Annotated in this window: 18 protein-coding genes; 7 read left to right on the forward strand and 11 right to left on the reverse strand. The window is 51.1% G+C overall.

All coding sequences use genetic code 11. The annotated features are described in order from the left end of the window. Positions 1 to 338: 338 nt before the first annotated feature. Entirely contained in the window at positions 339 to 1,610 is a 1,272-nt protein-coding gene (glgC, locus tag ABD028_RS15370; protein ID WP_343846093.1) for a glucose-1-phosphate adenylyltransferase, read from the forward strand. Between the two features lie 225 nt (positions 1,611 to 1,835). Here the strand turns inward: glgC and cysB are convergent, their stop codons facing one another. Beyond that, positions 1,836 to 2,810: an HTH-type transcriptional regulator CysB gene (gene cysB / locus ABD028_RS15375; protein WP_102796781.1), complete on the reverse strand. Its 975-nt coding sequence runs from the start codon at positions 2,808 to 2,810 to the stop codon at positions 1,836 to 1,838. 203 nt (positions 2,811 to 3,013) lie between these two features. Between cysB and ABD028_RS15380 the strand changes: the two genes are divergently transcribed. Both ABD028_RS15380 and ABD028_RS15385 read left to right on the forward strand, forming a co-directional pair. Next, positions 3,014 to 3,706: a sensor histidine kinase gene (locus ABD028_RS15380; protein WP_102796780.1), complete on the forward strand. Its 693-nt coding sequence runs from the start codon at positions 3,014 to 3,016 to the stop codon at positions 3,704 to 3,706. A gap of 45 nt (positions 3,707 to 3,751) precedes the next feature. Beyond that, positions 3,752 to 4,516: a hypothetical protein gene (locus ABD028_RS15385; RefSeq protein ID WP_343846096.1), complete on the forward strand. Its 765-nt coding sequence runs from the start codon at positions 3,752 to 3,754 to the stop codon at positions 4,514 to 4,516. Positions 4,517 to 4,670: 154 nt separating this feature from the next. Here the strand turns inward: ABD028_RS15385 and ABD028_RS15390 are convergent, their stop codons facing one another. Further along, positions 4,671 to 5,582 (reverse strand): LysR family transcriptional regulator, encoded by a 912-nt coding sequence (locus ABD028_RS15390; RefSeq protein ID WP_343846098.1) that lies wholly within the window; start codon positions 5,580 to 5,582, stop codon positions 4,671 to 4,673. A 130-nt stretch (positions 5,583 to 5,712) separates the two neighbouring features. On the opposite strand from ABD028_RS15390, the gene ABD028_RS15395 reads away from it, so the two are divergent. The 3 genes from ABD028_RS15395 to ABD028_RS15405 all read left to right on the forward strand — a co-directional run bounded on the left by ABD028_RS15395 (position 5,713) and on the right by ABD028_RS15405 (position 7,988). Further along, entirely contained in the window at positions 5,713 to 6,414 is a 702-nt protein-coding gene (locus ABD028_RS15395) for a CoA transferase subunit A (protein WP_102796777.1), read from the forward strand. A 10-nt stretch (positions 6,415 to 6,424) separates the two neighbouring features. Then, positions 6,425 to 7,081 carry a CoA transferase subunit B gene (locus ABD028_RS15400; protein WP_102796776.1) on the forward strand — a complete coding sequence of 219 codons (657 nt, stop codon included), beginning with the start codon at positions 6,425 to 6,427 and terminating at the stop codon, positions 7,079 to 7,081. A 121-nt stretch (positions 7,082 to 7,202) separates the two neighbouring features. Next, complete coding sequence (locus tag ABD028_RS15405; protein ID WP_343846100.1) at positions 7,203 to 7,988, forward strand: FRG domain-containing protein; 786 nt, start codon at positions 7,203 to 7,205, stop codon at positions 7,986 to 7,988. Between the two features lie 57 nt (positions 7,989 to 8,045). Here the strand turns inward: ABD028_RS15405 and ABD028_RS15410 are convergent, their stop codons facing one another. The 4 genes from ABD028_RS15410 to ABD028_RS15425 all read right to left on the reverse strand — a co-directional run bounded on the left by ABD028_RS15410 (position 8,046) and on the right by ABD028_RS15425 (position 12,218). Then, entirely contained in the window at positions 8,046 to 8,639 is a 594-nt protein-coding gene (locus ABD028_RS15410; RefSeq protein ID WP_343846101.1) for a hypothetical protein, read from the reverse strand. A 182-nt stretch (positions 8,640 to 8,821) separates the two neighbouring features. Then, positions 8,822 to 10,051, reverse strand: coding sequence for an ABC transporter permease (locus tag ABD028_RS15415; RefSeq protein WP_343846102.1), 1,230 nt, complete (start codon positions 10,049 to 10,051; stop codon positions 8,822 to 8,824). Beyond that, positions 10,048 to 10,785: an ABC transporter ATP-binding protein gene (locus ABD028_RS15420; RefSeq protein ID WP_102796772.1), complete on the reverse strand. Its 738-nt coding sequence runs from the start codon at positions 10,783 to 10,785 to the stop codon at positions 10,048 to 10,050. Before ABD028_RS15420 ends, ABD028_RS15415 begins: the two co-directional genes overlap by 4 nt. A gap of 2 nt (positions 10,786 to 10,787) precedes the next feature. Beyond that, positions 10,788 to 12,218: an efflux RND transporter periplasmic adaptor subunit gene (locus ABD028_RS15425; protein ID WP_343846103.1), complete on the reverse strand. Its 1,431-nt coding sequence runs from the start codon at positions 12,216 to 12,218 to the stop codon at positions 10,788 to 10,790. 152 nt (positions 12,219 to 12,370) lie between these two features. Here ABD028_RS15425 and tcdA point away from each other — a divergent pair, with 152 nt between their 5' ends. Then, positions 12,371 to 13,168, forward strand: coding sequence for a tRNA cyclic N6-threonylcarbamoyladenosine(37) synthase TcdA (gene tcdA, locus ABD028_RS15430; protein ID WP_343846105.1), 798 nt, complete (start codon positions 12,371 to 12,373; stop codon positions 13,166 to 13,168). Between the two features lie 6 nt (positions 13,169 to 13,174). Here tcdA and ABD028_RS15435 read toward each other — a convergent pair whose 3' ends face one another. The 5 genes from ABD028_RS15435 to ABD028_RS15455 form a co-directional block, all read right to left on the reverse strand. Further along, on the reverse strand, positions 13,175 to 14,584 hold the full coding sequence (locus ABD028_RS15435; protein ID WP_343846106.1) for a DUF418 domain-containing protein: 1,410 nt from the start codon (positions 14,582 to 14,584) through the stop codon (positions 13,175 to 13,177). 15 nt (positions 14,585 to 14,599) lie between these two features. Next, positions 14,600 to 15,010, reverse strand: coding sequence for a SufE family protein (locus ABD028_RS15440; protein WP_343846108.1), 411 nt, complete (start codon positions 15,008 to 15,010; stop codon positions 14,600 to 14,602). Further along, the gene (locus ABD028_RS15445) at positions 15,007 to 15,561 is read right to left on the reverse strand and encodes a DUF6942 family protein (RefSeq protein ID WP_343846110.1); all 555 of its coding nucleotides are present in this window, start codon (positions 15,559 to 15,561) and stop codon (positions 15,007 to 15,009) included. The genes ABD028_RS15440 and ABD028_RS15445 overlap by 4 nt, the downstream gene beginning before the upstream one ends. Next, the gene (locus ABD028_RS15450; RefSeq protein WP_343846112.1) at positions 15,558 to 15,944 is read right to left on the reverse strand and encodes a DUF2750 domain-containing protein; all 387 of its coding nucleotides are present in this window, start codon (positions 15,942 to 15,944) and stop codon (positions 15,558 to 15,560) included. The genes ABD028_RS15445 and ABD028_RS15450 overlap by 4 nt, the downstream gene beginning before the upstream one ends. 71 nt (positions 15,945 to 16,015) lie before the next feature. After that, positions 16,016 to 16,432, reverse strand: a complete 417-nt coding sequence (locus ABD028_RS15455; protein ID WP_343846114.1) for a DUF1801 domain-containing protein — start codon at positions 16,430 to 16,432, stop codon at positions 16,016 to 16,018. Positions 16,433 to 16,860: the final 428 nt, after the last annotated feature.

The raw sequence follows: 16,860 nt of genomic DNA on the forward strand, positions 1-16,860 counted from the left end.
GTAAAAGCGTGCGTGCTTATTACGTGTATCCCTCTTGGGGGAGGGAGTCCATACATCTCTGTGGTGATCTATTTTTACTCAACCAGCTCCCCCCAGACTTTGGTGATTTTCACATTGGTTTCGTTTGATTTCATATGGGCTTTGAATAGCGATATCACTTTGGGACGGTTCGCAAACATTAGCTAGCCTGCTGTATTTTTTCACTTTTTTGTCCGGTTTTTCTATGAGCGGCAAATTAACGACGTTATATTGAACACAGCACAGGAGGTGCATAGCGTGTTTGTGCTGTCACGTGCCACTTTCGTTTTCAAATCTGACCTGCATCCAGGGAGAACGTAATGCTCGACAAGAATCAACGTTTTATCAGCCGCATGACCCGTGACACCTACGCCCTTATCTTGGCGGGGGGCAAGGGCTCCAGGCTGCATGAACTGACCGAATGGCGTGCCAAGCCGTCGGTGTATTTTGGCGGAAAATTCCGGATTATCGACTTTCCCCTGTCTAATTGCCTGAACTCAGGTATCAAAAAAATCGGTGTCGCCACCCAATATAAAGCCCACTCGTTAATCCAGCACCTGGTGCGGGGCTGGTCGCATCTTAATGTGAACATGGGTGAATTTGTTGATGTGCTGCCCGCTTCCCAGCGCACCTCGGAAGCCTGGTACAAAGGCACCGCCGACGCCATCTTCCAGAATATTGATATTATCCGCTCGGTGGCACCCAAATATGTGCTGGTATTGTCCGGTGACCATATCTACAAGATGGATTATGGTGAAATGCTGGCTTACCATGTGGAATCCGGCGCCGATATGACCGTATCCTGCATTGAGGTACCTATTGAAGAAGCCGCCGGTGCCTACGGTGTGATGACAGTGGATGAAGACTGGCGCATTCGCAAGTTCGACGAAAAGCCACCGCATCCTACGCCCTTACCCAGTGATCCCACCCAGACTCTGGCCTCAATGGGCAACTATGTATTTAATACCGAATTTTTGTTTGATCAGTTAGTCAAAGATGCAAACAACGACAGTTCGGAACACGATTTTGGTAAAAACATTATTCCGTCACTGATAGAAAGCTGTAAGGTCTATGCCTTTCCGTTTCGCGATCAGGACAGCGGCAAACGTGCTTACTGGCGGGATGTGGGTACCCTGGATGCGTTCTGGGAAGCCAATATGGAACTGATTTCGGTGGTGCCTGAACTCAACCTATACGATGACAGATGGCCGATTATGACCTATCAGGTGCAACAGCCCCCCGCTAAGTTTGTGCTGGAAGATGGCGATCGGGTGGGTATGGCCACCAGCTCCATGGTCTCTGGCGGCTGCGTTATTTCCGGCGCCCGTATTCGCGGCTCCCTGCTGTTTTCCGAAGTGACCGTCAGTGATTATTCACAGGTGGAAGACTCGGTGATTCTGCCCAGCGTCAATATCGGTAAGCGCTGCCATATTCGTAAAGCCATTATCGACCGCGGCGTAGATATTCCCGACGGCACCCAGATTGGTATCGACAAAGCCGCCGATGAAGCCCGCGGCTTTCGCGTCACCAGCAAGGGCGTGACCCTGGTCACCGCAGGTATGCTCGGCCAGCAACTGAAATGCTCAATTTAGGCGAATTGTTCAACCGTCGGCAGCAGCGGCTGCCGACTACTCTGCCAGTAACAATGCAGGCAAATTTTCTCGACTAATTAACTTACGCAAAATTAACTTGCACAAAGCCCAGTGGGTCGGAATTTATTCCGACATCCCCGCCAAAACCCGCAACTCGCAACTCGCAACTCGCAACTTGCAACTTGCAACTTGCAACTTGCAACTTGCAATTAATTATCTGCCAACTCACTTGACCGGCAAGGTCAGATCTTTAAACATCCGTTCGATATCGTCGTTGCTTTTTTGCATCATGGCTTTTTCCACCACATCTTTGGTCAGATGCGGGGCAAAACGCTCGATAAAGTCGTACATATAGCTGCGCAGGAAGGAGCCTTTACGGAAGCCGATTTTGGTGGTGCTGTACTGGAACAAATGACTGGCATCGATTTTGACCAGATCGCCGTCCAGTTTTTCATCCAGGGCCATCGAGGCAATCACGCCAATACCCACACCAAGACGCACATAGGTTTTAATCACATCGGCATCGGTAGCGGTAAACACTATTTTGGGTTCCAGCCCGGCACGGTTAAAGGCATCGTCCAACTCGGAGCGACCGGTAAAGCCAAATACGTAAGTGACCAATGGATACTGGGCAATATCTTCAATGGCAATGGAAGTGCGCTTGGCCAGCGGGTGTTCACGGTTGACGATAATACTGCGATTCCAGTGATAGCAAGGCAGCATCACTAAATCGTTATACAAATGCAGCGCCTCGGTGGCAATGGCAAAATCAGCCTCGCCCTTGGCCGCCAGATCGCTGATTTGCGAGGGCGTGCCCTGGTGCATATGCAACGACACCCGCGGGTATTTGCCCATAAAGCCCTTAATCACCCCTGGCAGTGCATAACGGGCCTGGGTATGGGTAGTGGCAATATTCAGTTTGCCCTGGTCCGGCAGGGTATGCTCGCGGGCCACGGCTTTGATGCTTTCCACCTTGGCCAGAATCTGACGGGAAATATTAATCACGTCTTTACCGGCTTCGGTGACATGGGTGAGATGTTTACCGCTGCGGCCAAAAATCTGTACGCCCAACTCATCTTCCAGCATCCTCACCTGTTTGCTGATCCCCGGCTGAGAGGTGAACAGGCTCTCGGCGGTAGCGGACACGTTAAGGTTATTATTGAGGACTTCGACTATGTATCTGAGCTGCTGTAGTTTCATTTTGTTGCGCGGGCCATTCTTCTGTTATTTCCTATATGCAAAATATATATACTGATGAGAAGATTAATTCCATAAAATTTTAGATAAATACCGGGATTTTCTTCATTTAGAGGCGATAACCAATTGTAGGTTAAGGCATTTAGCTTTCCCTGCTGGTGCATTATTGGTATAAATCAGAACATCTTATCCGGGTAGCAGTGATTATGCCTACATCATCCAAGCTGATTGATTTTTCCTCTGTACTGGCTGCCGGTGTGCATGACATGAAAAACTCCTTGTGCCTGCTGTTGCAGTCCATTGAAAATCTTAGTCAGATGGTGCCCGACAGCAACCCGCAGATCAGTGAAAACCTGGCCAGCCTGCAATACGAGGCGTTTCGTTTAAATACCGGGTTGATGCAATTGTTGTCACTGTACAGGGCGGAAAAGCAAAACCTGCCCATCAGTGTGGATGAGCACTATGTGGGAGATATTGTTGAAGATATTCTGGCCACCAATGAAGGTTATATCAGCAACAAGAAAATGCAGTTGGACATCGAAGTGGCCGACGATATTGCCTGGTATCTGGATGCTGACCTTATCAATGTGTTGTTAAACGATATTCTGATAAACGCCATGCGTTACAGCAAAAAACAGCTTAAGCTGAGCACCTTTGAAGAAGATGGCTATTTGTGTTTTCGCATTGAAGATGACGGCCCGGGCTATCCGCCAAGTATGCTGCTGGCCGGTAACAGCGATATGCAAGACTTTGATATTGCCAGTGGGCGCACCGGATTGGGCTTGTTCTTTGCCAGAATGATTGCCCGGGCACACAGTAATAATCATCGCCAGGGTTCCATTCACCTGGAAAACGGCGGCAAACTGGGGGGTAGTGTGTTTACCCTGAAATTACCCTAATATGCTGCGCCAGAGCGGATATAATAACAAGAAAGTGACGATTTTATGTTTACCATAGTCATCATCCTTATAGTGGCCCTGATCATTGTGGCCATTGTGATCAACGCCATTCAACAGCATAAAGAGCAGGTTGAGGCGGAGCGGCGCGCCGAAGCCGCCAAGCAGAAATCCATTGTCGATGAAACCGAGGATGTGCTGATGGCCGCTGCGCAAATGCCGGTATCGCAGCAATTGATCCTAATCCTGAATAAACGCGTGCTTAATGCCCTGCAAAGCATGTACGAGCTTAACCCCAAGGCGATGGATATCAAGCAACGGGTCAAGGATGCACAGGAACGGGTGGATGCCATCAAACCCGAGCAACTTGCCCCACCCACCGACAACTTCATGCTGCCCGAAAATGATAAACAAATCATTATGCTGATCCAGGGTATTAAGAAACTGCGTGCTTTGTTGCGCTCTGAAAATTCCAAGGGCAAGGTGGATACCCATGTATTTCTTGACGAAGATAAACGCCTGGAGCGCCTGCAACTTAAAGTCAACGTCGAAACTCTGGCGAAAAGGGCCAGAGGGGCAGTACAAAGCAATATGCTGGGCTCGGCCAGACAGTATTTTGAAAAAGCCATTGCCGCGCTAAACGCCCAGCCATCGCCGGATGAATATGTTATCAGCAAACGCCAGGAACTGGAGCACCAGTTGCAAACCATCCAGGACAACCTGCGCAACGCCAACGCCGCTGACCGCGCCAAACGCAAAGATGCCGAGCGGGATGACCTGGACGAATTATTTGCGCCCAAGAAAAAGTGGTAGCAGCGGCGGCACCATTGGCGCAGTCAGACTGTTGACCCATATGCACTGTGCAGCCACCCAGTCTACCTTGTAGCAGCAGAAACATCTAAACCGCTGCGAATCTCTTTTCCCTCAGCGTCTGTGCGGTGAATGAAATTTATTCGGCAACAGGTATTCAACCAGAGCGAAAGCGGCTTTCCAGCATAAGTTGTAACTGCCTGGCGGGCACCGACAAGTTACTGCGGCTACGGTGGATTATGCCAACCCGTTTGGCCCCGCCCTGGTGTTGCAAAGGCAAGGTACAAAGGCCACGGCGCTGCATATCCTGTTGGCAAATGGCCGGCACCACTGACACGCCCAGCCCTGCCGCAACAAGTTGCCCGACCGTGGATAGCTGACTTGCCTCGGCCACCACGCTGACCTGTACCCCTGTTTCCTGCTGCGCCTGTTCACACCAGGCGCGAATAGTCGAGCCGCGGTTCATTGCCACATAGGGCTGGCCTTGCAGATCCTGCCAGCCTAACCCAGCTCTGTGCTGCAGTGCGTGCGCCAGCGGCAGAATAACCACAAAGCTGTCATCAAATAAGGGGGTAAAGTCCAAGCCCGGCATATGCTGCGCCTCAAATATAATGCCCAGCTCTGCGCGACCGTCTAATACCGCGTCTATCACTCTTTCCATCACCATATCCAGCAGACTGATATTGATATTCGGATACTGCTGATGAAAGGCCTGCAGCACTTCTGGCAGCAAACTATTGGCAAAAGACGGCATGGCGGCCAGGGTCAATTTTCCACGCTGCATGGCAAACAGATTATGTAAATCGGTAAAGGCTTCATCCCAGTCGTGCAGCAGGCGCTGTGCCACCGGCAAAAAGGCCCGCCCCTCAGGGGTTAATTCCACCTGACGGGTGCTGCGGGAAAATAAATTTCCCCCCACCGCCTCTTCAAACTTGCGGATGGCAATAGACAAAGCCGGTTGCGACAAATGCAATCTGCTCGCCGCTTCGGCGAAGGAGCGGCTGTCAGCCAACTGCACAAAAATCTGCAACTGGCGTAAAGATACCGAGTTGGGCACAGACAGATTCATAAATATAATTTATTAGTTGGTAAATTAAATTGATTTTACATATTTACAACATTACTCAATACTGGCGCAATAGCCTGGCTGCTTTCTACACTTGGCGCTGGGCAATTTATCAGCTAAACAGGAGAATCCGATGGCAGGTTTTGACAAGGTGGTGTCCAGCTACGCAGAGGCCATGGCCGGACTGACAGACAATATGACAGTCATTGCCGGTGGCTTTGGTCTGTGCGGTATACCCGAGGGCCTGATCGGCCAGATTAAGCGCATGGGCGTAACAGGACTGACCGTGGTTTCCAATAACTGCGGTGTGGACGGCTTTGGTCTGGGTATTTTACTGGAAGACCGGCAAATAAAGAAAATGGTCGCCTCTTACGTGGGTGAAAACGCTTTGTTTGAAAAACAACTGCTTAGCGGCGAACTGGAAGTAGAACTAACCCCACAGGGCACGCTGGCAGAAAAAATGCGAGCTGGCGGTGCCGGCATCCCGGCATTTTATACCGCCACCGGCTATGGTACGCCAGTGGGGGAAGGCAAAGAAGTCAGGGAGTTTAATGGCCGCCCTTATATTCTGGAAGAGTCCATCACCGGCGATTTCGCCATTGTGAAAGCCTGGAAAGCGGACCGTTACGGTAACTGTGTTTACCGCCATACTGCGCAGAATTTTAACCCGATGGCGGCCACCGCGGGCAAAATCACCGTGGTGGAAGTGGAAGAAATTGTCGAGCCTGGCGAGATCCCCCCCAGTCAAATCCAAACCCCGGGCATTTACGTGGATCGCGTGATCAAAGGCAGCTTTGAAAAACGCATCGAACGCAAAGTCACCCGCAGCGCATAAGGAGAACAATATGGCCCTTTCAAGAGAACAAATCGCGATGCGCGTGGCGCAGGAATTTAAAGACGGTAGCTATATTAATCTGGGTATTGGCATTCCTACCCTGGCGGCCAACTATGTGCCTGAAGGTATTACCGTGATGCTGCAATCGGAAAACGGTCTGCTGGGTATGGGCCCCTATCCTACCGAAGAGCAGGTGGACGCGGATATGATCAACGCCGGTAAGGAAACCGTCACGGCCAGTACCGGTGCGTCTATTTTCAGCTCCGCCGAAAGTTTTGCCATGATCCGCGGCGGCCATGTGGATATTACCGTATTGGGGGCGTTTGAAGTGGATCAGCAGGGCAATATCGCCTCCTGGATGATCCCCGGCAAGCTGGTGAAGGGCATGGGCGGCGCCATGGACCTGGTCGCAGGTGCCAAAAATATCATTGTCACCATGACCCATGCTGATAAACATGGTCAATCCAAACTGCTGGAGCAATGCACCCTGCCGCTGACCGGAGTCAATTGTATTAACCGCATTATTACCGACCTGGCCATGCTGGAGATCCGCGACAACGCCTTTTATTTACTGGAACGAGCGCCTGGGGTGTCAGTGGATGAAATTCGCCAGAAAACCGCCGGTAAACTGATCATTGAAGGTGACATTCCGGAAATGCAGTTCTAACTGCAAGCTATTGCCCCTGAATTTCAGGTACTATCGCGAAGCCAGCTTATGCTGGCTTTTTTATTTTTTCGTCATAACCCTTAGCTAAACTTACGTGCATAGAATCGAATCCCTGTGACCTATGCACACTATGATTGCTCAATCCTGGAGCCACCTTCAGGAACTGTTGTTTGATGATTCCTGGAGTCCGGCCATTAGCCGCTACCGCTCCCCTTTTGTATTTCGGGGTTTACCTGACAGTCATTTCAACCTGAAAACCTCACTGGCCCGTCTGGGCGGCGAGTATGCCAGCCTTGAGCGACACTTACTGCGTAACTTCAGAAAATACGGGCATGACAGCTTTGACACCACTGGGCCCATCTGGCACTGGCTGACCATGGCTCAGCATCAGGGCTTACCCACGCGCTTGCTGGACTGGACCTACTCGCCCTTTGTGGCGATGCATTTTGCCACTGCCGATATTCGCCTGGGCGACAAAGACGGGGTGATCTGGAAAGTGAATTACCATGACTCATGCAAACAGTTGCCAGAGCCAATGCGCGAGAAACTCGAAAATGAAGGGGGCAATGTCTTCACCGTGGAGCTGCTAACCGAGCTGGTGCGCGACCTGGATGCGTTTGCCCAACTGGATCAGTCCGATTTCTTTTTGTTCTTTGAACCGCCGTCACTGGACGGGCGCATTATCAACCAACATGCACTGTTCAGTGTGGCGTCTTCAGCCAGTATTTTAATGGACGAGCTGCTAAACAAAACCAATACGCAGTTTCAACGGGTGATTTTGCCAGCCGCATTAAAATGGGAAGTACGCGACAAGCTGGATCAGGCCAATATCACGGAACGGGTGCTTTTCCCTGGCTTAGAAGGATTAAGCCAGTGGCTTAAACGCCATTACAGCCCGCGGGGATAAATGTAGTATTTAAAAAAAAGCCCTGATAAACAGGGCCATAAGTCATTGGAGAATGATTTATTTAATACCATACTGCTGTCGTCCAATCACAAGCAGCCCAACTAGCATTATCAATGCCGTCAGAGGTTCCGGCACATTGACAAGGGGCTGTGTGATGTCACCCTCCCTGGATTCCATTTTAAACTTCGCCATACCGCCGCTGAACAAAAAGGTGTCGGGACGATAATCATAAGCAATGTGAAGGCTGTTGCTGGTAATACTGACAACCGGCGCAATCGCTTCTTCGATCAGATTGTCGGATAAGAGTACGACATTGGCGATAGTTTCACCAGCAACATCGAACTGAATATTGCTAATCCAGACATCGAACGTCTGAAAATCCCAATAGTCCTGCGACCAGAGTGTAATGATTGCACTAGCCGGATCGTAGTCTACCCAGACCACCCCGCCATACCAACCATCGGGATTTTGCACGAAATCAGCGCTATCCAGTTCATAACCTGCGCCAACGGTCTGATTCAGACTTTGATAGACCAACGGCTGGCCTGAACCATAATCAGGCAAATTAGACTCAGTTCGAAAATCAGCCCGAATCAAAGCTGCTTGCGACGAAAGACTGAAAAGGGCCAAGGTCAGGGCAAAAACTTTCATAAACATCATGAACCTCAGGTGGTTTACCAAATACAAACCTTGACGTCCATGTACTAACACAAATTACCAATGCACTTATCGCGCCAAACCACCTAACTAATTGTTTTATATAACCCGACTGAGTTGGCTCAGAACTCGTTTACAGCAATATGTCAAAAATTTTGACGTGCTGAGACGCGCTCTTATTCATACCGCAAGGCATCGATGGGCTGTAACCCCGCCGCCTGGCGCGCCGGATAGTAGCCAAAGAAAATCCCAATGACCGCACTAAACCCCAAACTGAGGATCGCTACCTGCCACTGTAGTACCGCCGCCATGGCAAAGCCCTGGGCCAATACCAGGCAGGTAAGCGCAGCGATAACGATTCCGATAGCGCCGCCAACACCACACAGTAATACGGACTCCACCAGGAACTGACGCAGAATGTCACCCGGCTTTGCCCCCACTGCCATACGCAGGCCGATTTCCCTGGTACGCTCGGTCACAGACACCAGCATGATATTCATTATGCCGATGCCGCCAACCAGCAACGACACGGCAGCCACTCCCGCCAGTAAAGAATTAAAGACCTGCATGGCCTGCATTCGGGTCTCAACAATTTCGGACAGATTACGAATGCGAAAAGGGATGTCATTGCCTGCAGATTTGAGTCGCTGACTCAGCAACCGGGTCATTTCTTCTTCCACCCAGGGCATGTCTTGCTGCGTAGCGACTTTTACCGTGATGCTGCGAATGGCCTTAGGATTAGCCCGGTTAATGCCACTGATTTTCTTGCGCACCGTATCCAGCGGCATAATTAGCACATCATCCTGATCGTCGCCCCTGGCACTTTGGCCTTTCGCCCCCAGTACCCCTATAACCGTGACCGGCAACTTATTCACTCTGATGGTTTGCCCAATCGCTTCGCCGGCACCAAACAATTCCCGGCGCAGAGTTTCGCCGATTAGCGCCACTTTTGCCCCTCTGCCCAATTCAGCAGCACTAAACTCCCGCCCCTCACTCAGGGTCCAGTTTTGTGCCACTAACAGGCGATTGTCTGACCCGATCACATTGGTTGCCCAGTTGAGATTGCCGGAAATCACTTGCACATTGCTGCGTAATTCTGGCGCAGCAGCGACTACCGCTGAAATATTGTGTTCAATCGCATCGGCGTCGGCATCGGTCAGACGCTGCAGCGAACCGGCCTGACCGCGCACACCAGCACTGTTAAAGCTGCCACCAAATACCACAAACACATTGCCACCGAGATTGCGGATCTGCTCATCCACCTGGCGTTTGGCACCATTCCCCAGGGCCAGCATAATGATCACTGAAGCCACACCAATAATAATCCCCAGCATAGTCAGAATGCTGCGCATCAGATTGACGCTGAGGTTATTCCACGCCCCCATTAGCAGTTTTCTGTTGGTCATGAAGCCGCGCCCTGTTTAAAAGCAAGCAGTGCATCGCTGGCATCTTCAGGAGTCTGCTGTTGATCAGACACCAGTTGCCCATCCCGAAACATCAGAATACGACTGGCAAATGCCGCAATATCAGGTTCATGAGTTACCAATACCAGGGTTTTGCCCTGGCGGTTTAACGCCTGGAATATCTGCATAATCTCCAGACCTGTCTGGGTGTCTAATGCGCCTGTCGGCTCGTCCGCCAACAATAGCGCAGGTTCATTGACCAGGGCCCGGGCAATCGCCACCCGTTGCTGCTGGCCACCAGATAACTGTGAGGGCATATGCCAGAGTCGCTGCGCCAACCCTACCTGTTCAAGACAGGTCAGCGCCCGGTGTTTGTGCTGCTCGTCCGGCAGCATGGAATAGAGTAGCGGCAACATCACATTTTCCAGCGCACTGGTGCGCGCTAACAAATTGAATTGCTGAAATACAAACCCAAGATAGTTATTTCTAACCGTCGCCAGCGCATTGGCCGACAACTGCGATACATCCTCCCCTTGCAGTATAATTTGGCCACTGCTGGGCGAGTCCAGACAACCAATCAGGTTCATAAAGGTGGACTTACCTGAACCAGATGGGCCCATCACCGCGACAAACTCGCCCTGCTGTATATCCAAATCCACGCCTCTAAGGGCCTTAACCTGCTGCTCTCCCGCACCATATTGTTTGCACAATTGCCTGATTCTAATCACTGATGCCATGCTTATTCCCCATACTGAGCACGAATAATCAATTGCGTACCGTCAGCCAGTTGTTCGCCTAACAATTCAGTGTAGTCGTTATTTTCCAATCCAATCAGAATCTTACGCTCTTCAGGCTGACCGTTTTCTGACAGCACCCATACAGAAGCCGATGAATTTCGAGTACTGCGTTGCTCACGGTTTAACGCTTGATAACGGGTAAACTGTTCCTCACTCAGCAGCGATTTGAGCTTATTTTGAAAAGCCTGGCGCTGCTGTTGCATTGGATTGACCCCGCCTGGGGACGGCCCCCCTGCCATTTGCTGGCGTAATGCACGCATGTTGTCGCGCGTACTTTCCTGTAACGCCCGCACCTGCTTCGCTTGTTCACCTGAAAGCTGTAATTGCGCCACCCAATCCGGCATTTGTCTTGTCTCAGACGGTTGCGGCGCAAGGCTTGTTCCTTTGGGTTTGAAACGCAGGGCGGCATTGGGCAGACGCAATACATCTGTGCGTTCGCCCAGCACAATGTCCAGATTGGCCGTCATTCCGGGCAGCAAAGCCTCGCGACGATTAGGTGCTTCAACTATCACCTTATAGGTCACCACATTGGACACTAGGTTAGCGGCTTTTCGAACCTGGCTGACGCGGCCGCTAAACTGCCGCTCCGGGTAAGTGTCCACCGTAAAGCGCACGGCCTGCCCTTCGGCAATGCGACCGATATCGGCTTCATCCACATCGGCTTCTATTTGCATTTGGGACAAATCCTGGGCAATGGTAAACAATACCGGCGCAGATAAACTGGCAGCAACCGTTTGCCCTACATCCACTTCTCGGCTGATAACCGTACCTGAAACCGGCGAACGGATCAGGGTGCGGGTCAAATCCAGTTCAATTTGCTCTTTCTGCGCCTGGCGCTGCGCCAGTTGCGCTTGCGCGCTGGTTACCTGCGCACTGGCCAATTGAATCTGCGCCTCGGCCACTTCCTGATCCAGTTTGGCCTGGTCCAAATCATTATCGTTGCTGAGCTGCTGCTGAAATAATTGTTGTGCCCGTTGTAAGGCCCGCCGGGCACGCCGCCCCTCCGCCTCAGCCTTTTGCAAACTGGCCTGCTGCTGGCTGATACTGGCCTGGGCCATCAGAATATCCGCTTCGGCCTGACGTAATTTGGCTTTCACGGTACGATCATCGAGACGGGCAATAATCTGGCCTTTCTCTACTTGCGAATTGAAATCAGCCAGCAGTTCAACTATCTGCCCAGAAAGTTCGGAGCCCACATCCACGGTAACGACGGCTTGCAATGTGCCGGACGTATTGACCAGACTTTGCAATGTGCCGCGACTCACGGCCTGGGTTTGATAGTGCACTGACGCTGACCGGGCCTCGCCCCCCAGCCAATACCAGCCGCCGACGAACAGCGTCAGACCAACAACCGAGAAAACAACTTTACGCACTTGGTATCCCTCATTATTCCCTGCGCTCAGTATAAAAAAGTCCGCTCTGACCGTCTGTCAGGCCAGTGTAAAGTTTGCGTAAAGGCTGATTTTCCAGACCCACAATAGTCATTGTGCTATAGTGCGGCCCCTGTTTTTGAGCTTGATCTGGTATGAGCGATTTTCAACAACGATTTGGTGGCACCAGCCGGTTATACGGGCATCAGCAGGCCCTTTGGCTGCGCCAGGCACATTTTTGTGTGGTAGGTATAGGTGGCGTTGGATGCTGGGTGGCCGAGGCATTGGCCAGAACCGCAGTGGGCAAGCTAACCCTGATCGATCTTGATGACATTTGCACCACCAACACCAACCGCCAAATTCATGCCCTGCAGAATACGGTTGGACAAAGTAAGGTGGAAGTGATGGCAGCGCGCATCCGCCTGATCAACCCTGCCTGTCAGGTGAACTGCATTGAAGACTTTGTCACCCCGGATAATGTTGGTGTGTATCTCAATGGCTTTGACTATGTGATTGACGCCACCGATTCGGTTAATGCCAAAGCCGCGATGATTGCACATTGTAAACGCAAGAAGTTCCCCGTACTCACCATAGGGGGCGCCGGTGGTCAAACCGACCCGACCCAGGTCGGGGTGGCAGATTTAAGTAAAACCAGTCAGGACCCCCTGGCAGCCAAAGTACGCTCTTTACTGCGCAGGGATTATGGCTTTACCAGCAACCCCAAAAGACGCTTTGCAGTAGATTGTGTCTATTCCACCGAGCAGCTTAAATATCCGCAGACCGACGGCACAGTGTGCCATACCAAGCAATTTCATGACGGCAGTGTAAAACTGGATTGTAATTCAGGCTTTGGTGCCGCCGTGGCGGTAACCGGTACTTTTGGTTTTGTGGCCGCCGCCAGAGTTATTGATAAATATTTGCAGCGCTGCCAAAGGCAACACGATGAGCCCTGAAACAGCTTAGCGACGAAACGGCTGCCAGGCCATATAGGTCAGGCAGCGCCATACCCATTCCAGCGGACCGAAGTGGAAGTGTTTCAGCCACCAGCGACTAAAGCCGCACTGTAGCAGTAAGATAACCACGGCCATGAGCAACTGCCAGGCCCGGTCAATCTGACCATACCAGCCAAGGCCATATCCGAAAAAGATCAGACTAAGCATCAGCGACTGCATCAGGTACAGGCTCAGTGCCATTCTGCCCATCGCCGCAAGACCCGACAAGCGAGCCAGCCATTTAGCCTGACACAGCAACCAGAGCATGCCGCCCAGATAGCCGGCGCTCATCAGATACTGGCTTAGGTAGTTCATGCCCTGTGCGGTAAAGTTCAACCAGGGATCGATCTGCGCCGCCGGGTGTGATGCCAGCAATAACGCCGGTACAGCCAAACTGCTACCCAATCCCAGTCCTGCCAGGGTAAGCCCCCGCCAGTACGCTAAATAGTGCTGATACTGTTGAATAATTTCGCCCCGTACCAGGGCATAACCAATTAAAAACAATGGCACAATAACAAACAGGCAAAGAGCAAGGCTCATGCCCAATGCCAATGGTATATAAGTCACCCTATGCTGAGTAGCCTGCCAGAAGCTCCCCGTCGTCAGCACCAGCTGTTCTGCCATCGAAGTACTAAGATTTTGCTGATGTTCATCAGCCACCTCGGCGGCAGCCTGCTCCAAGGCTTGCAGTTCACTTAAATCAGTGCTGGCAGTATCAATTGGCAGCGCCTTTGCGCCGGATATCAGCAACTGGGCTCGCGCATCCAGCGTCTGTTGATATTGCCAGTGTGACTGGATGTCCTGTTGATCCTGTCTGGCACTAACGACCGCCCCTACCACCACCGTTAAAGCTACAGGTATCAACAACCATAGCATGGCCAGTTTTAACTGTACTGCTGAGTGGTTAAATGCCTGCAAGTTGCCGCGTTCATAAGCCAGAACCAGCCCTATCAGCATAAAGCCCCCCAACGCATAGGTATTGAGTATATCGCCGCTCCACAACAAGCTGAGGTGTAATAGACCAAATACAAACAACACCGCCAGACGGCGAATAAACCAGGCTACAGCCTGGTTGCCTTTGTGCTTGGCTTGTTGCCACATGATGGCAAATCCCATCCCAAACAGCAGGGCAAACAGCGTGTAGAACTTACCTTCCACGGCAAAACTCACCAGCCAGTCAGCGCTGTGATGCCAGCCCCGCTGACTGCTGTCCAAATCACCAAAGTCGGCCATAGGCCGATTAAACCATTCGATATTCATAAACAGGATCCCGCACAGGGCGAAACCTCGCAGAATATCCAGAACGATATAACGCTGCTGCTCAGAGATTGGCTTTAACTGCGCATGACTGTCTGTGGGTAAAGAATCGCGTTCCATGCTCATACCTAAATTTCAGGGTTGTTGGCTGTGTAGTCGACATTGCTGCTGAATATGCTGCATAACGGCGCGCAGGCCGCTGTTTCGGGATTGACTGAGATGCCTCTCCAGCCCCAGTTGTTGCATATAGGCTTGCATATCGAATTGCAGTACTTCCTCTACATTGCAATTTTGTAGCGCTTCCAGCATCAAAGCCAGCAGGCCACGGATCACTTTGCTGGTTGACCAGGCGGTTATCGATAGTCTGCCTGCGCTTTGGATCTTACAATTTAACCATACTTGGCTTTCACAGCCTTGCACTTCAAACTGGGCAACGCGCAGGGCTTCAGGCAAAACTGCTAGTGAGCTGCCAGCCAGCATTAATTCCCGCATTTGTGCATCCCAGCCCTTAGCCTGATGCACTTTTTCAGCTATCGGAAGATTCAAAGCCGTTCCTTAGCATTTGCCGATGCGCCATATTCACCTATCAGCGTTTGTAGATAGGCAATCTTTAGGTTGCTTAGCTGGCGATAATCAAAATAAGGGCAAACAAACAAGCGATACATTGGACTCACGGCAAATTCAGCATTTAACCAGAACAGTCTTAATCCGTACTCAGCATCCAGTTGCTGGGCATAAGTGCGGCCACAGATAACCTGAATGGCCGGTTGTTGCTCATCAAGCACCGGGGGCGAAAACATTAAGGCTGTCGAGGACTGACTCTGCAACATACGTTGATCGCGATATTGCTGCCAACTGGAAAACCCATTGGCAAGGTGCACACCTTGCGCCTGCAGCGCAAACATCAGCTTGGCATATACATTAAATACTTTTCGCCACCCATTGCCGCAGGCCTGGCCGATGGTCGCAATGTCGTTCTGTTTCAGCGTCAGTTGGCTGCTGAGAGACAAGTATTGAGGTAGCTTGGGGCGATTGGCAATATACACCTTAAATTGCGCGTTACTGTCTCCCAGACCAACTAAGGGGGAATGTTTCACTGACCACCCTGTTCCTCAGCCAGCGCAGCCTGCAACTCCTCCACTTTCACCATGATGCCTTCCTCTTCGTCAGCCAGCGGAAACAACATCAGTAACACCTCATCTTCTCGCCACTGACCGAACAAGGTTTGTTGCAACTCAATCAGGGTTATTTTTTTTGGTTTACATTCTGGATATTGCTGGCTAAGCCACAACTGAGCGCTTTGCATATCGGGAAATAATGGTGTGCAGGCGTCGCCTTCCGCACTTAGCATGACCCAGCCCTGCTTAGCTTCAAGTCCAAACAGATAGTGATGGCTGGCTAAGTACTGCAAACAGAACTCGGCCCTGCTCTCAGGGTCTTGTTGAAGCAGATCGTCTAAACAAGGGCTTGATTGCGACATAATAAGGTCCATCAATGGAATTGCCGCTATTGTGCCGCAAAACAGCGCTGAAACAAATGCGCAGATATGCTTTATGGATAGCGTTTAGCCATTTCCAGCCAGGCTGCAGCAATCAACTCGCGCAATGTCTTCGTATCAACCTGTACAAGCGATTTTATATAGAGGCAGGATTTTCCGGTCTTGTATTTACCCAGTTGGTTTAGTAAGTCGGCAAACTGGTTAACGCCAGGCATGATATAAAGTGCCAGCTTACCTTTTCGGGGTGAAAACCCCATTCGAAAGAAATCGCCTTCTCGTCCCGACTCGTAGCGATAATGATAACGGCCAAAGCCAATCATACTGTCTCCCCACATCATTGGTGCTTCACCACTTTCCGTTTGCATTATGTTGAGCAATGTATAGCAGTCCTGTTGCTGGATTGGATCTGACAAGGAAGCCAGATAATCTTCCACTGGATGTTCTGTGGCCTGGGTTTTATTGACTGACATTTGCAGGTCTTAAATGAGTAGTAGTGTGCCTAACTATAGATGGCTTTAACTGGGATGTAGCTGTTCTGCATGGTTGCCTGGCGCAACCATCTACAGCTTTAGCTGGTCCAAAGGACGGACCTCAGGGATGGGGTGAGTAAAAACGTTCCTGGCGTTGTAGTCGAACCCGGAGGGGTTCTGCATCCCGCGTGGGTACAGCAAATAAACAAAAAGCCCGCTCATTTCTGACACAATCTAAGTGTTCAACAGGGGGATTACTCCGGGCTTCCTGCCCTTCGCCCTGCGGGCCAGCCTGAAGGCTGTTCTAAAACGCTCCTGGCGTTTTAGTCGAACCCGGAGGGGTTCTGCATCCCGCGTGGGTACAGCAAATAAACAAAAAGCCCGCTCATTTCTGACACAATCTAAGTGTTCAACAGGGGGATTACTCC

Source organism: Bowmanella denitrificans (assembly GCF_039522935.1).
GTDB lineage: Bacteria > Pseudomonadota > Gammaproteobacteria > Enterobacterales > Alteromonadaceae > Bowmanella > Bowmanella denitrificans.